13 protein-coding genes are annotated in these 12,730 nt (G+C 34.9%); 11 read left to right on the plus strand and 2 right to left on the minus strand.

Features of this window, described 5'->3' with window-relative positions; translation table 11 throughout:
• Window positions 1–327: 327 nt before the first annotated feature.
• The 6 genes from MTQ00_RS06630 (at window position 328) to rplI (ending at window position 5,633) form a co-directional block, all read left to right on the plus strand.
• Window positions 328–1,155, plus strand: coding sequence for an SAM hydrolase/SAM-dependent halogenase family protein (locus MTQ00_RS06630; protein ID WP_273648201.1), 828 nt, complete (start codon window positions 328–330; stop codon window positions 1,153–1,155).
• A gap of 63 nt (window positions 1,156–1,218) precedes the next feature.
• Window positions 1,219–2,529, plus strand: coding sequence for a dihydrolipoamide acetyltransferase family protein (locus tag MTQ00_RS06635; protein ID WP_172278514.1), 1,311 nt, complete (start codon window positions 1,219–1,221; stop codon window positions 2,527–2,529).
• A gap of 236 nt (window positions 2,530–2,765) precedes the next feature.
• Window positions 2,766–4,124 carry a chloride channel protein gene (locus MTQ00_RS06640; RefSeq protein ID WP_273648202.1) on the plus strand — a complete coding sequence of 453 codons (1,359 nt, stop codon included), beginning with the start codon at window positions 2,766–2,768 and terminating at the stop codon, window positions 4,122–4,124.
• A 144-nt stretch (window positions 4,125–4,268) separates the two neighbouring features.
• Window positions 4,269–4,610 carry a 30S ribosomal protein S6 gene (rpsF, locus tag MTQ00_RS06645; protein ID WP_172278518.1) on the plus strand — a complete coding sequence of 114 codons (342 nt, stop codon included), beginning with the start codon at window positions 4,269–4,271 and terminating at the stop codon, window positions 4,608–4,610.
• Window positions 4,611–4,640: 30 nt separating this feature from the next.
• Window positions 4,641–4,943 carry a 30S ribosomal protein S18 gene (gene rpsR, locus MTQ00_RS06650; RefSeq protein ID WP_007844708.1) on the plus strand — a complete coding sequence of 101 codons (303 nt, stop codon included), beginning with the start codon at window positions 4,641–4,643 and terminating at the stop codon, window positions 4,941–4,943.
• Window positions 4,944–5,123: 180 nt separating this feature from the next.
• On the plus strand, window positions 5,124–5,633 hold the full coding sequence (gene rplI, locus MTQ00_RS06655; protein WP_172278520.1) for a 50S ribosomal protein L9: 510 nt from the start codon (window positions 5,124–5,126) through the stop codon (window positions 5,631–5,633).
• Between the two features lie 77 nt (window positions 5,634–5,710).
• On the opposite strand, the gene MTQ00_RS06660 is transcribed toward rplI, so the two are convergent.
• Window positions 5,711–6,514: a helix-turn-helix domain-containing protein gene (locus MTQ00_RS06660; RefSeq protein WP_172278522.1), complete on the minus strand. Its 804-nt coding sequence runs from the start codon at window positions 6,512–6,514 to the stop codon at window positions 5,711–5,713.
• A gap of 200 nt (window positions 6,515–6,714) precedes the next feature.
• Between MTQ00_RS06660 and MTQ00_RS06665 the strand changes: the two genes are divergently transcribed.
• The 5 genes from MTQ00_RS06665 (at window position 6,715) to MTQ00_RS06685 (ending at window position 12,116) form a co-directional block, all read left to right on the plus strand.
• The gene (locus tag MTQ00_RS06665) at window positions 6,715–7,989 is read left to right on the plus strand and encodes a TolC family protein (protein ID WP_273648203.1); all 1,275 of its coding nucleotides are present in this window, start codon (window positions 6,715–6,717) and stop codon (window positions 7,987–7,989) included.
• A 4-nt stretch (window positions 7,990–7,993) separates the two neighbouring features.
• Window positions 7,994–9,040 (plus strand): HlyD family secretion protein, encoded by a 1,047-nt coding sequence (locus tag MTQ00_RS06670; protein ID WP_172278524.1) that lies wholly within the window; start codon window positions 7,994–7,996, stop codon window positions 9,038–9,040.
• A gap of 109 nt (window positions 9,041–9,149) precedes the next feature.
• Window positions 9,150–10,007 (plus strand): hypothetical protein, encoded by an 858-nt coding sequence (locus tag MTQ00_RS06675; RefSeq protein ID WP_273648204.1) that lies wholly within the window; start codon window positions 9,150–9,152, stop codon window positions 10,005–10,007.
• Window positions 10,008–10,039: 32 nt separating this feature from the next.
• Window positions 10,040–10,711, plus strand: a complete 672-nt coding sequence (locus tag MTQ00_RS06680) for a hypothetical protein (RefSeq protein WP_273648205.1) — start codon at window positions 10,040–10,042, stop codon at window positions 10,709–10,711.
• Between the two features lie 16 nt (window positions 10,712–10,727).
• Window positions 10,728–12,116: an aldehyde dehydrogenase gene (locus MTQ00_RS06685; protein WP_273648206.1), complete on the plus strand. Its 1,389-nt coding sequence runs from the start codon at window positions 10,728–10,730 to the stop codon at window positions 12,114–12,116.
• 32 nt (window positions 12,117–12,148) lie between these two features.
• Here the strand turns inward: MTQ00_RS06685 and MTQ00_RS06690 are convergent, their stop codons facing one another.
• A complete protein-coding gene (locus MTQ00_RS06690) occupies window positions 12,149–12,721 on the minus strand; it encodes a thioredoxin family protein (protein ID WP_172278530.1) in 573 nt (190 codons plus the stop codon).
• Between the last annotated feature and the right edge of the window lie 9 nt (window positions 12,722–12,730).

The raw sequence follows: 12,730 nt of genomic DNA on the forward strand, positions 1-12,730 counted from the left end.
TTTTTTTTCATACTTATATTAATTTTGTTATCCACAATTTTCATTTAAACACCTTTATAATACAATTAGCTAACTCTTAGTTATATAAAATATCAATTCTCTTAAAAGGTACCACAATATAGATTATATAAACACTTGTAACAGGTATAATGTGGTACCTTTTTAATTCTTTTTCTTAGTATTAAAAGATATTATATTCAATGTAATAAAAGGAGGTTTAAACTCATGTAAGCTTCTTTTTTAATTATTTTTTATGAGTTATAAGCACGAAGTTTTCCTTTATTTTAAATAAATTTGCAGGACTAGTATTATTCCACAACTACAAAAATGTCAATTATTACACTCACTTCTGATTTCGGAAATTTAGATTACAGGGTTTCGGCTATGAAAGGCAAAATTCTTTCTTTAAATCCTGAGGTTAATATTATTGATATTACCCACGAAATTCAGGCATATAACCTTATCCAGACTTCATATATCATACGGAACGCGTATAAACATTTTCCAAAAGGAACTATTCATATTCTGTCTGTAGACAGTTTTTATCACAAGTCAAGAAAAAATATTCTTTATAAAGCAGATGGTTCTTATTTTCTTGCTGCAGATAATGGTTTACTTAGCCTTGTTTTTTTTGATATCAAACCTGAGGCTATTTATGAAATTACTCTGAACAACAGGTTTGATGATATCATTAATTTCACTTCCACAGATATTTTCGTTCCTGCTGCCGTACATTTAGCCAACAGTGGCCTTCCGGAAGTAATCGGACGGAAAATAAAAAGTGTAAAAGAACTTCTATTCCCGAAACCTGTCTATAATGAGACTGAAAAGATGATTATCGGGGAAGTGATGTATATTGATAATTTCGGAAACATAATCTCAAATATCAACAAAGATTTTTTTGAAGCCGCAGGAAAAGGACATGAAAATTTCACGATCAAATTCAGGAATTTAAGTCTTTCAAAAGTATTTTCCAGCCACACGGAAGTTGTTTCAGACTGGAACAGGGAAACCGAATTCCATGGGCAATCCGCAGCCATTTTTAATGACAGCCAACTATTGGAACTTACTATCTATAAAGGAAGCAAGAAAAATGGTGCAAGAAGTTTATTTGGACTGAATGTAGGCGGGAATATTTATATAGAATTTTCGTAAAATTATATATTCCGTAAAAAAACCGATTTTTTTTATATATTTGTCAAAATCTAAAAAATAAAAATGGCAGAGTACAAATTATTGCTTCCTTCCATGGGAGAAGGTGTTATGGAAGCTACAATTATCACTTGGTTATTCAATGAGGGTGATCAGGTAAAGGAAGATGATTCCGTAGTAGAAATTGCAACAGATAAGGTTGATTCAGATGTTCCGACACCAGTTTCGGGAAAAATTGTGAAAATCTTAAAGCAAAAGGATGAAGTTGCAAAAGTTGGTGAAGCCATTGCTATTTTAGAAATTGAAGGAGAAGGCGGAAATACAGCTACAGAAGAAACGATCACTGAAGCCCAGGTATCAGCTCCTGATACCGAAACTTTAAAAACGATTGAAGAACCATTAAAAACGGGAACTTCAACAGTTGAATTCTCAGGAGATCTTTATTTATCGCCTCTTGTAAAATCTATTGCACAACAAGAAAACATTTCTGAATCTGAATTAAAATCTATTAAAGGAAGCGGTTTAGAAGGAAGAATTACCAAAGAAGATATTTTAGCATTTGTTAATAACAGAGGAAACCAGCCAAAGACAGCACCTGTTCAGCAAGTTGCCTCTACTCCACAGCCGGTTGCAACAACTCCTGTTGTAACACCTGTATCAGTTTCAGCTGGTGATGAAATCATTCCAATGGACAGAATGAGAAAAATCATTGCTGAAAATATGGTAAAAGCAAAACACATTGCACCTCACGTTACTTCTTTCATTGAAACAGACGTTACCAACGTTGTAAAATGGAGAAATAAGCATAAAGATCTGTTCGAAAAACGCGAAGGTGAAAAACTTACCTTTATGCCGATTTTCGTAAAAGCGATCGTAAAAGCAATTCAGGATTATCCAATGATCAATGTCTCTGTAAATGGAGATAATATCATCAAAAAGAAAAATATCAACATTGGTATGGCAACGGCTTTACCGGACGGAAACCTTATCGTTCCTGTCATCAAAAATGCAGATCAGCTTTCACTATCAGGACTTGCAAAGGCGATTAATGATTTAGCTTATAGAGCCAGAAACAAGAAATTAAGACCTGAAGATACTCAAGGTGCTACTTACACTATTTCCAATGTAGGAAGCTTCGGAAACTTAATGGGAACCCCTATTATTCCTCAACCGCAGGTAGCTATCCTTGCCATCGGTGCTATTGTTAAAAAACCGGCAGTACTTGAAACTAAAGACGGTGATGTAATCGCTATCCGCCAGTTAATGTTTATGTCTCACTCTTATGACCATAGAGTTGTAGATGGTTCTTTAGGAGGAATGTTCTTAAAACATGTTCATGATTACCTTCAAAACTGGGATCTGAATACAGAAATTTAGAAATTAAAGCAGCAATAAATTTTGCTTGTTATACGATACAAACCTTCGAAATGAATTTCGGAGGTTTTTTATTATTGCATTTGTGATTAAATAATATTATTTTTAAAACAAACTTTAAATGATGAAATTGAAATACAATAACGTTAACTTCTTGCTATCCTATGGCTTAAATAATTACAACTATTATTTAGGAATAAAAACAATATCTGCTCTTCAAGGTAAAACAAGACTATAAAATGTACTCAGTTTTTATATACCTCCGCAGAAGTCTCAAAAAATCTTTTGATAATATCCGCAATGAACAACTGAAGTACAATTTGCTTCAGGCAATTCCTTTCTGGATTGGTTCGGTGATTACGGGTTTTTTTGCAGTGATGTATGCTAAAATATTTGCGTGGGGTGAAAGTCTTTTAAATATCATTTTCAATTGGCATTCATGGATGATCTTCATTATTGCTCCCATTGGTTTTGTTTTGTCCTGGTGGCTGGTAAAAGAATTTGCACCGAATGCCAAAGGAAGCGGAATTCCACAGGTAATGGCTGCCGTAGAGCTTGCTAATCCCAAGGAACACAAAAAGATCAGAAGCCTTTTGAGTCTTAAAATCATATTCTTTAAAATTATTTCTTCTGTCATTTTGGTAATCGGGGGTGGTGCTGTGGGACGCGAAGGACCAACCATCCAGATCGCAGGTTCTGTTTTCAGAAAGGTAAACGAATATCTTCCCGAATGGTGGCCGAAAATATCAAAAAAAAATATGATTATGACAGGTGCGGCCGCAGGTCTTGCAGCAGCTTTCAATACTCCTTTGGGGGGAATTGTATTCGCGGTGGAAGAACTATCAAAAACTCATATTAATTATTTTAAAACAGCTCTTTTTACAGCTGTTATTATTGCAGGCTTAACTGCGCAAACCCTGGCAGGATCTTATTTATATCTTGGTTATCCCAAAACGCATGATGTCTCGCTGATGGTAATGTTCCCGATCATGCTTGTAGCGGGTATTTCAGGTATTCTCGCAAGTCAGCTGTCTGTTATCATGCTTACCATGAATAAGTGGAAAAAGAAAAATCTGAAAACGGATAAGTCAAATATTTTATTTCTTGTTATTTGTGCGCTTATCATTGCTTCTATTGCTTATTTTATTAACAGAGAGATCTTAGGATCCGGTAAAGAAATTATGGAAAGAGTTCTTTTCACAAAAAACAAGCATGAAGACTGGTATGTGCCCATCTTAAGAATGCTGGGACCGGCTTTATCCTTTACATCAGGAGGAGCCGGCGGCATCTTTGCTCCTGCTCTCTCCGCAGGCGCAAGTATTGGCTCCGTCATTTCAGGAGTGATTCATCTTACCCAAAACGAAACGAATGTTGTCGTTCTTGCGGGAATGGTTGCTTTTCTTACGGGAATTACAAGAGCCCCTTTTACATCGGCGATTATCGTCCTTGAAATGACTGACAGGCACTCATTAATATTCCATTTAATGCTGGCCGGAATGGTATCGTCTATTGCTTCTATTTTAGTAAGCAGACATTCACTCTATGACGTGATAAAGATGAATTTTTTAAGTGAAATAAGAAGCAAAGAAGAAGTCTAATACTATCAAAAATAATTTATAACTCAGACTTTCTACTATTATCTTTAGCAGTTCCACACAAACAAATCTGCCGTATCTGTTGCATACTTAAAATACTTTCACTACTTTTGCACCTCGAAATAATTAATAAATTCATTTAACATTATGAACAATTACGAAACTGTTTTCATTTTAACTCCCGTTCTATCTGACGCACAGGTGGAGGAAGCAGTAAAAAAATTTGAAACTCTTTTAAAAGAGAAAAACTGCGAAATCGTTGCTAAAGAGAACTGGGGATTAAAAAAATTAGCTTATCCGATCCAATTAAAAAAGAACGGATTCTACACTTTAATTGAGTTTAAAGGAGAAGGTACTATCGTTGCTGATTTAGAATTAGCTTTCAAACGTGACGAAAGAGTAATCCGTTACCTTACTACAAAACTTGACAAGCATGCTATTGACTATGCTGTAACAAGAAGAACTAAAGTAAAAGTAGCTAAAGCTTAATTATTAACCCATTATTAAAAAAGACAAGACATGGCAATAGATGAAATGGCTAAACAAGCCTCAGCTGGAGGAGAATCAGAAGTAAAATTCCTTACTCCACTTGATATCAATACAAAATCTGAAAAGAAATATTGTAGATTCAAAAAATTCGGAATTAAGCATGTAGATTATAAAGATGCTGATTTCTTATTACAATTCGTAAACGAGCAGGGTAAAATTTTACCAAGAAGATACACTGGAACTTCTTTAAAATACCAAAGAAAAGTTTCTGCTGCTATCAAAAGAGCAAGACACCTTGCTTTAATGCCTTACGTAGCTGACTTATTAAAATAAGATATAAAGAAACAAGAAGAAAGAGAAAAGATGGAGATCTTTTTCTCTTTTTTTAAGTTGCTGAATAAATAATTAATTCTAACGATTTTTAGATTAAAGGAAAGAAATAATTTCTAAGACACCAGTCTTTTTTCTTTTTTCTTTGTTCTTTTCTCTAGAACTAAAAAACGGACAACAACAATGGAAATTATCCTAAAAAAAGACGTAGAAAACTTAGGACTTGAGTTTGATACAGTAAACGTAAAACCAGGTTATGCAAGAAACTTCTTGATTCCTCAAGGTTACGCACTTTTAGCTACTCCTAAAAACAAAGCAACTTTAGAAGCAACTTTAGAAGCTAGAAAAGAAGAAGAAGCTAAATTAATTGCTGCTGCTAACGCTGTAGTTGAGCAATTGAAAAAAACTACTATTACTATTCCTGCTAAAGTTGGATCTGGTGATAAACTATTCGGATCTATCAACAATGCTGACCTTTCTGCAGCTCTTGCAAAAGCTGGTGTTGAAGTTGAGAAGAAATACATCAAAATTCCAGGGAACACTATTAAGAGAACTGGTAAAGTAACTGCTGTTGTAAGATTACACAGAAACGTAGAGTACAACTTCGAGTTTGACGTTGTTTCTGATGCTCCTGTTGTAGCTCCAGCTCCAGCGGCTAAAAAAGAAGAAGCTAAAACTGAAGAAGAAGCTTAATAAAAAGAGAATTTATTTCTCACACCATATAAACCACTTCATTCGAAGTGGTTTTTTTATGCCCTGATATCTGTTGCCTATTCATTTCCTCTCAACTTCTGAAGATATTCTGTCGGGGGTATTCCAATTACTTTTTTAAAGATATTACTGAAGGAAGACAGACTGTTATACCCTACCATCATTGCAATCTCGTACATATTGTATTTCCCTTCAAGCATAAGTTCCAATGAACGGGTTATTCTTAAAGCTCTTAAAAAACGAACGTAATTCATGCCCAAAATCTCTTTAAATTTTCTGGACAATGTTCTTGTACTCATTCCAAATTCTTTTGCTGTAGATTCAATGGTAAGGTTCTTCTCCAGGTTGGCATGGATGTATTTGGCTACCTTTAGCAATGTTTCATCTTCCGGGAAAGGATGCTGTACAGGAAACGCTAATTTTTTATCTCTTTTTTCAGGTAAAATTCCCTTAAGTGCTTTGAGAAAATAATATTTAGAACCGTCATTTTTTGTGATTTTCCCATCCCATTCTTTTGTGTATAAAATCATTTCCCGAAGTAAATGACTCACAGAATAAATATTGATTTCATCAAAAAAGCCATTTTCATCTCCATCTTTTTTAAAGTAAAAATTGTATAAATCCACTTTTGGGCTAGATGTAAATATATAATGGGGGATTCCGGCAGGGATCCACATAAAACATCTCGCAGGAAGGTACCAGTGCTTAAGTTCAGTAAAGATATGTACGATACCGCCTTCTGCATACACCAATTGGGCAGAACTGTGATTATGGATATCTGTTTTTACATTACCGGTAAGTACATGATATACATAAAATTCTGCGTCTTCTTCCTCTACCGCTTTAAAGTGACTATCATTCATGAGATAAAGGTACTGAGAATATTTCTATTTGGCGTAAATGAGCAAATCTTTTTCTGCTTTAACAAATCATGTCTAGACGTACTGCTCGTACCTTTGCACTATCAAAATCAATTTAGCAAAAAACCTTTAATTAATTTATGAAAATGATATTTAGCACACGCAGATATCACTGGATTGCGTTGTGCTTATTATTGATAAGCATGTCCCTACACTCACAAGTGATCGATTATCAACATCTCAGCCTTCAACAGGCATTAGAATTAGGTCTGAAGAATAATAAAAACATTCAGATCAGCCACCTCAAACAAAGCATGTCTGAAACAAAAGAGAAAGATCTTAAAATGGAAAGATTGCCGGACATTGAATTTCATACCAGCTACACTCAGGTATCTGATCTTTTTCAGCATGAAAACGGAATTTTGGGAAAAGCAACCCGATATAATGTTATTAACGGGATGTATGATTTTACCCTTTCCGCTTCCATTCCGGTATATATGGGTGGAAGAATTAAAAATACGGAGAAGAAATCATCTGTAAACACTGAAATTTCGAAATTACAAACCCATCTGGATGAAAGATCACTGAAAATGCAAATCATTACCGCTTTTCTTCAGATTCACCATTTAAAGGAACAACAAGAACTTATTGCTGAAAAAATGAAGGAAGATTCTGTAAACATAAAACAGGTAAAAGCCTTAAAAGCAAACGGAGTAGTTACTTTTAATGAAGTACTAAGAACATCTTTGCAACTTTCTAATCACAAAATGAGCTGGACAGAACTTGATAATGACATTCAGATCGCGGAACACCAGTTAAAAACAATTTTATTTCTTCCGGACACTCAGGAAATGCATGCTGAAACAGAAGATCTTATTTCTGAAAATGCAGAAATTCCGTATATCAATGAGCTGACCGAAACAGCTTTAATTAAAAATGAATATGTTGAAATCACCAAGAAAAATCTCTCTTTAAAAGAGCTTGATCAAAAAATCGTAAAAGCCAATTATCTTCCCAAGATTACTGCCGGAGGTGAATATTTCATAAAATATCCCAATATGATGTTCTTTCCCCCTGAGCCTTATGCTTATCGTTTAGGAATGATTGGGGTAAACCTAACCTATCCTATAGAGAGCTTATATAAGAATAAATATAAGATGCAGGAAGCAAAGGAAAATGTAGACCTTGCCAAATTACAGATTGAAGAGAAGGAAGAAAGTTTAAAACATTCAGTTTATGAAGCGTATAAAAAATTTGAAGAAACTGAACAAAAAGTAAAAATAGCAGAGGAAGCTATTAATCAGGCAAAAGAAAACTATCGGATCGTTAAAACAAAATACGCAAATAAATTAAGCCTTATCACCGAATTGATTGATGCTGATAATACATATCTGGAAACTCAATCCAATCTTATTTCTGTGAAGATCAACCGACAATTAAAATACTATCAACTCCAATATACTATCGGAAACTTATAAAACTATGACTAAGAAGCAATTGACTAAAAAAGAAGAAAGAATCAACAAATCGATTACTTTATTAGCTTGGATTCTCATCATAAGCGGAATTACAGGGATGATAAGTTTCTATCTTTTTTCCAGAAAGAATGTAACAACAAATGATGCGCAAATAGAACAATACATTACACCGGTTTCAAGTAAAGTTTCTGGCTTTATTAAAGACATACGGTTTAATGAAAATCAGTTTGTCCATAAAGGAGACACTTTAATTGTAATTGACAACCGGGAATTCATCAACCAGGTAAAAATGGCCGAAGCCAACCTGCATGCAAATTCAGAAAATATTGCAACCATCCAAAGTGGTGTTAATACTAAAGAAAGTGATACTAAAATCATCGATGCTAAAATAGCTTCAGCAAAAATTGATATATGGAGAACGGAACAGGATTATAAAAGATACAAAAATCTTTTGGCTGAAGATGCTGCCACCGAACAACAGTTTGAAAATGTACAGGCTTCATATGATCAGGCTAAAGCCAATCTGCTGGCATTGGAACAGCAAAAGAAAGCAATTAGAGCTGGTGCTAATGAACAAGAGACCAAAGTAGCTCCCGCAAAAAGTCAGATTCAGCAAAGCTCCGCCAATCTCAGTAATGCAAAATTGTTTCTTTCGTATACGGTAGTTACTGCCCCTTATGATGGTTGGGTCGGAAAAAAAACGATTCAGGAAGGACAGCTGATTAAAGAAGGACAAGCTTTGGTTCAGATCGTCAGTAAGGAAAAATGGATCATTGCCAATTATAAAGAAACCCAACTGGGGCAGATTGATCAGAAGCAGGAAGTGATTATTGAAGCGGATGCTTTCCCGGATATTGAATTTAAAGGAAAGATAGTTTCCGTATCCCCTGCATCAGGTTCTCAGTTTTCTCTGGTTAAGCCCGATAATGCAACCGGAAATTTCGTAAAAATAGAACAGCGTTTTCCAGTAAAAATTATTTTAGAGAATGGCCAGGACAATGAGAAATTACTTTCAGGAATGAATGTACTGGTCAGCGCTAAAAAACTATAGAAAGCGAAAAATTCAGCATGTATGTGGTGACATAAAGGAATTTGAGACCTTATATCCATCCTTAATCCCCACTATCCGCAATTCCAAATCTACTATCTAAGTTAAAAAAATGCAACATAATTCAGTTTATTATAAATGGGTACCACAATGGCTGAAACTGCCGCTCCTTATTCTGGCGCTGTTTCCCCACCTGATGTTATTGTCTATCCTGCATTCCAATAGTGCCTTCACGGCTTCCTTTATGGATGTGGACCCAGATGATATCCAATACTTATTGATTTTGATGTACGGGACATTTGTGGTTACCCTTTTAGTTTTGCAGCGATTTATGGCCTATTTCAGCGTAAAATACTATATTTTGCTGATGTCCTCTATTTCAGTAATTATACTGTATGTATTATCAGTCACCAATGATTATCATATTGTTCTTGTCATCCGCTTCCTGGAAGGGATATTCGGATTGTTGGAAGGCGCTATTTTTTTACCCCTTATTATAGCGGAATTGAAGACTGTTCATGCTAAAATAATTGCTTATCTTTTCATGTACACCATAATGCTTACCGGAGGAACAGTTACCACCTCATTATTAAAATCAAGCATTCAGGATTACGATTTTCAGCATATGATTCTGATGATCGCTTATTTCCACATTTTTGTATTGATTATCGGAATTGCGTTATTCAACAAAAACAGATTCTTTCCCAAAAAGCCACTATATCAGCTTGACATTACCAGCTGGTTTTTATTGTGGACCTGCTTGCAGGCGGGAGCTTACGCTATTATCTATGGAAAACGCCTTATGTGGTTTGAATCCCATATCATTATTTTATGCTTATTCATATTTTTAATATCCGGAGGATTATTTATTTTAAAACAGAGAAATTCAAAACGCCCAATTTTCCATTTTGAAGTTTTCCATTCTAAAAATGTTATTGCGGGTATGGTTCTTTTTTTGTTTTTTATCTGATCCGTTCAGCTTTAAATAATGTATACAGTATCATGGCTACCGTATGGAAATGGCCATGGGATTATATTGTAGATGTTCAGTATTGGAATGTGGCGGGAACACTTATTGGCGTTTTATTATCCGGGATCTGTTTAATGAAAGGTATTTCCTCCAGAATGGTCTTCTTTACCGGGTTTTTATTACTGGCCATTGATTGTGCCTGGTTCACATATACTTTTTATCCCGATACAACACTTTCTACCATTTGCCCTCCGTTATTTTTACAGGGAATAGCCCAGGGGCTTTTATTCACCCCTCTTGTTTTCTTTTTAATAGCAGGGCTTCCGGAAGATTATGTAGCAAATGGCACGGCAATGGGAACCACTACCCGATTCTGGACGACTGCTATAGGATATGCTTTAATGCAGAATTTAATGCTCTTTCTTACCTTAAAACATTCTGATGCCTTAAGCTATAACATGACAGATACCAATCCTGTTTTTTATTCGCAGTGGACACAGATTTTCGGAGCAAATATCTCTAAGCTACCGGTGAATGAATCTTTATCATTGACAGCCGGAGCGTTTAAAGCAAAAATTACATCACAGGCTATTTTACTTTCCAATATGGAAATATTTACCGGCTTATTCTGGCTGGCATTTATTACGGCACTTTTACTGCTTTTATATCATCCCGCTAAAATTGCAATCAGAAATATTATGTAATTTTTAGGCAAAAAATTTGCATTGCTTCCCCAAATTTGAAAGCATGGACATTCAGGAAATCTCATCAGCTCAGAAAGCATTTTTCAAAACACATAAAACAAAAAGTATAAAGTTCAGGAAAATGTACCTTGAAAAGCTTAAAGAAATCATCACACAGAATGAGGAGCTCTTATATAAAGCAATAGAGAAAGATTTTGGAAAATCAAGATTTGATACATTTACTACAGAGTTATCTTTTGTTCTAAAGGATATTGATTATTATATAAAAAATCTGAAAACGCTTTCAAAACCCCAAAAGGTTTCAACCAACCTTGTTAATCAGATCGGGAAAAGTCTCATTTATCCTGAACCTTTAGGATGTATTCTTGTAATTGGTGCATGGAATTACCCTTATCAACTATCCCTTTCTCCACTTGTTGCCGCCTTAGCAGCAGGAAACTGCTGTATCCTTAAACCAAGTGAAATTGCCGAAAATACAATGGAAGCAATGGCTAAAATTATCAATGAAAACTTTCCTTCTGAATATGTTTATGTCTATAAAGGTGGAATCAATGAAACGACAGATCTTTTGAAACTCAGGTTTGATAAAATATTTTTTACAGGGAGTACCAAAGTAGGAAAGATTGTTTATAAAGCTGCTGCGGAAAACCTGACGCCAGTAACCTTAGAATTAGGAGGAAAATCACCGGTCGTCATTACTAAAGAAGCAAATCTTGAAGTTTCAGCCAAAAGAATCGTTTGGGGTAAGTTTTTAAACGCAGGACAAACTTGTGTTGCTCCGGATTACCTTGTTATAGAAGAATCCGTGAAAGAGCAGTTTCTGGAAATGCTCCGGAAATACATTAAAGAATTTAAATATGAACCCGGATCAGAACAATACACAAGAATCATTAACCAAAGAAATTTTCAAAGGCTTATTCAATTGATCCAAAAGGATAAGGTATATTTCGGAGGTAATTATAGTGAAGAAAAACTTTATATAGAACCAACCATCCTAACGGATATTGAATGGAAAGATCCTGTCATGGAAGAAGAAATCTTTGGTCCGATTCTGCCCGTGATTTCATTCACCCACTATAACCAAATGATCAATACGATTACAGAATTAGAGAAACCTCTCGCTGCTTATCTCTTTACGAATAACCCAGAAGAAAAAGAAATTTTTAAGCAAAAGATCTCTTTTGGCGGAGGATGTATCAATGATGTGGTAATGCATTTAAGTAACGACCATCTGCCGTTTGGGGGAGTAGGAAATTCAGGAATTGGCCATTATCATGGTAAATATGGGTTTGAAACTTTTTCACATCAGAAATCGATCCTTGAAAGGGTAACATGGGGTGAACCTAATATAAAATATCCGCCATATTCTGATAAAAAACTAAAATGGATTAAGAAACTTTTATAAAACAAAAAACCGGGAAAACTCCCGGTTTTTATTTATGATTTAGGTATCCATTCATTGAAAAATGCTTTTACTTTTTCAAGATTATATCCTTTATCCTGTTCCAGAACATCACTTTGCTGAACATGAATCATTTTACCATTTTTATCCAGAACTATAAACACAGGATATCCGAATTTATCTCCCGGATTACCATATTGGGCAAACACTTTTTCATTTTTGTTGTCCGGAGAGAAATTAAGGTGATAGTATAAATAATTCTTATCAACAATATTTTTTAATTCAGGTGTGGTTTGTACAAACTGATTAAAGCGTAAACACCAGATACACCAATTTCCACCGGCCTGGATCATAATATTTTTATTTTCTTTTTTTGCCTGGGCAATCAGTTTATTAATATCTTTCTGAGCATCCGCTTTCGGATCATATGGCTTCGGTAACTTAGCCTTCTCCTCAGCGGCTTTTCTTTTGGCATCCAGTTCTGCATGATCAGTCTTTACAATTAATGCCTTATCTCTTGAATCCTTAACATCCTCAGTCCTCTTTGTTTCCTGTGAAAAAACAAAAGTACCTGCGATCAGGAAAGCTGCTATTGATAATTTTTTCATAATATAAAA

It is taken from the genome of Chryseobacterium sp. B21-037, from assembly GCF_028570785.1.
Lineage (GTDB): Bacteria > Bacteroidota > Bacteroidia > Flavobacteriales > Weeksellaceae > Chryseobacterium > Chryseobacterium proteolyticum.

What these genes read in the sequence shown, in the direction of transcription:
- MTQ00_RS06690 (WP_172278530.1), bottom strand. Translation starts at nt 12,721, where the DNA reads ATGAAAAAATTATCAATAGCAGCTTTCCTGATCGCAGGTACTTTTGTT.
- MTQ00_RS06640 (WP_273648202.1), top strand. Translation starts at nt 2,766, where the DNA reads ATGTACTCAGTTTTTATATACCTCCGCAGAAGTCTCAAAAAATCTTTT.
- MTQ00_RS06635 (WP_172278514.1), top strand. Translation starts at nt 1,219, where the DNA reads ATGGCAGAGTACAAATTATTGCTTCCTTCCATGGGAGAAGGTGTTATG.
- rpsF (WP_172278518.1), top strand. Translation starts at nt 4,269, where the DNA reads ATGAACAATTACGAAACTGTTTTCATTTTAACTCCCGTTCTATCTGAC.
- MTQ00_RS06630 (WP_273648201.1), top strand. Translation starts at nt 328, where the DNA reads ATGTCAATTATTACACTCACTTCTGATTTCGGAAATTTAGATTACAGG.
- rplI (WP_172278520.1), top strand. Translation starts at nt 5,124, where the DNA reads ATGGAAATTATCCTAAAAAAAGACGTAGAAAACTTAGGACTTGAGTTT.
- MTQ00_RS06680 (WP_273648205.1), top strand. Translation starts at nt 10,040, where the DNA reads ATGGCTACCGTATGGAAATGGCCATGGGATTATATTGTAGATGTTCAG.
- MTQ00_RS06670 (WP_172278524.1), top strand. Translation starts at nt 7,994, where the DNA reads ATGACTAAGAAGCAATTGACTAAAAAAGAAGAAAGAATCAACAAATCG.
- rpsR (WP_007844708.1), top strand. Translation starts at nt 4,641, where the DNA reads ATGGCAATAGATGAAATGGCTAAACAAGCCTCAGCTGGAGGAGAATCA.
- MTQ00_RS06665 (WP_273648203.1), top strand. Translation starts at nt 6,715, where the DNA reads ATGTCCCTACACTCACAAGTGATCGATTATCAACATCTCAGCCTTCAA.
- MTQ00_RS06675 (WP_273648204.1), top strand. Translation starts at nt 9,150, where the DNA reads ATGCAACATAATTCAGTTTATTATAAATGGGTACCACAATGGCTGAAA.
- MTQ00_RS06660 (WP_172278522.1), bottom strand. Translation starts at nt 6,514, where the DNA reads ATGAATGATAGTCACTTTAAAGCGGTAGAGGAAGAAGACGCAGAATTT.